The organism is Mesorhizobium sp. M8A.F.Ca.ET.165.01.1.1, from assembly GCF_004792065.1.
Taxonomy (GTDB): domain Bacteria; phylum Pseudomonadota; class Alphaproteobacteria; order Rhizobiales; family Rhizobiaceae; genus Mesorhizobium.
This window is the reverse complement of record NZ_SRTH01000039.1, coordinates 1-1,806: the sequence shown is the minus strand read 5'-3', so window position 1 is coordinate 1,806 and position 1,806 is coordinate 1. Positions and strand designations below refer to the sequence as shown.

At 63.8% G+C, this 1,806-nt stretch carries 1 protein-coding gene; it reads right to left on the bottom strand.

The features are described 5' to 3' along the window. Positions 1-1,806: Ig-like domain-containing protein (locus tag EN808_RS36635; protein ID WP_189524239.1), on the bottom strand; the 1,806-nt coding region annotated here is incomplete at both ends.

The following is a 1,806-nucleotide window of genomic DNA, read 5'->3' as shown; positions in this document are numbered from 1 at the left end:
TGATGGCGATGGAGAGCGTCGTGGAGGCCGGATCACCGTCGGAATCGACCACCTGGACGGCGAAGTCGTCATGGGTAGTGTTGCCCGAGGTGTTGTCCAGCAGCGTGTAGGAATAGGTGTAGCCTGTCGCCGGCGTGCCGGTGATCGTCAGGTCGCCATACTGGCCATGCACCAGGCCGCCATTGGTCACTTCCACCTGGAGGTTGTTCTTGTCGGTCACGTAAAGGTGGCCGATCGTGTCGCTGCCCGTCGTGATCGTCAGCGCGCCCGTCGCCGTTTCGCTCGGATCGCTGTTGTTGGTCCCATCATGGTCGGCAATCTCGCCGGAACCTGCCGGCTCGATGCCGCGCACCGGAAGGCCAGCCTCGTTCACGCTGGTGTCCGAACCCGCGGCGATCACGAGCGTCGGCGTCGAATCCTTCAGCAGGTTGATCGTCACCGTGGTCACCGACGGATCGCCGTCACCGTCGACGATCTGGTACTGGAACGTCACCGTCCCTTCCTCGCCGGCGACCGGCGCGTAGGTGAAGGTGCCATCATTGTGGTAGGTGACCGTTCCGGTGCCGCCCGCCAGCGATCCCGCCACATAGCTCACCTTGGTCGGATCGGTGATGTTCACTCCGTCCGCGCCAGGCACGTCGTTGGCGAACACGTTCACCGTCACAGGCGCATTCTCGGTCGTCTGCGTCGCACTGTCGGCAACCGCCGTCGGCACGTCGTCGACGATGGCGATGGAGAGCGTCGTGGAGGCCGGATCACCGTCGGAATCGACCACCTGGACGGCGAAGTCGTCATGGGTAGTGTTGCCCGAGGTGTTGTCCAGCAGCGTGTAGGAATAGGTGTAGCCTGTCGCCGGCGTGCCGGTGATCGTCAGGTCGCCATACTGGCCATGCACCAGGCCGCCATTGGTCACTTCCACCTGGAGGTTGTTCTTGTCGGTCACGTAAAGGTGGCCGATCGTGTCGCTGCCCGTCGTGATCGTCAGCGCGCCCGTCGCCGTTTCGCTCGGATCGCTGTTGTTGGTCCCATCATGGTCGGCAATCTCGCCGGAACCTGCCGGCTCGATGCCGCGCACCGGAAGGCCAGCCTCGTTCACGCTGGTGTCCGAACCCGCGGCGATCACGAGCGTCGGCGTCGAATCCTTCAGCAGGTTGATCGTCACCGTGGTCACCGACGGATCGCCGTCACCGTCGACGATCTGGTACTGGAACGTCACCGTCCCTTCCTCGCCGGCGACCGGCGCGTAGGTGAAGGTGCCATCATTGTGGTAGGTGACCGTTCCGGTGCCGCCCGCCAGCGATCCCGCCACATAGCTCACCTTGGTCGGATCGGTGATGTTCACTCCGTCCGCGCCAGGCACGTCGTTGGCGAACACGTTCACCGTCACAGGCGCATTCTCGGTCGTCTGCGTCGCACTGTCGGCAACCGCCGTCGGCACGTCGTCTGTAACATTGACCTGAACCGTCGCGCTCGCCTGGTCTCCGTCCGAATCGGTAGCGACCACATTGATGCCGGTCAGGTTGATGACATTCTGTCCACCCGCGTCGGGATGCGGGAAGTTGTCGAGCAGCGTCACATTGACTGTCGCCGAGCCGTTGGTGCCCGCCAGGATTGGCAGCGACGATGCGACCAGGTCGATATGGATGGCTTCGATCCCGTTGATCGAACCGACTATCTGAGTCGGCCCGGCCAGCGTCCAGACGATGTCGGCGCCGGCAACTCCGTTGACGTCCGCCGTGATCCCGGCGACCGATGTGAAGGCCACCCCGGTGATGTTGTCGGAACCGGCATGGAACGTCACCGTTC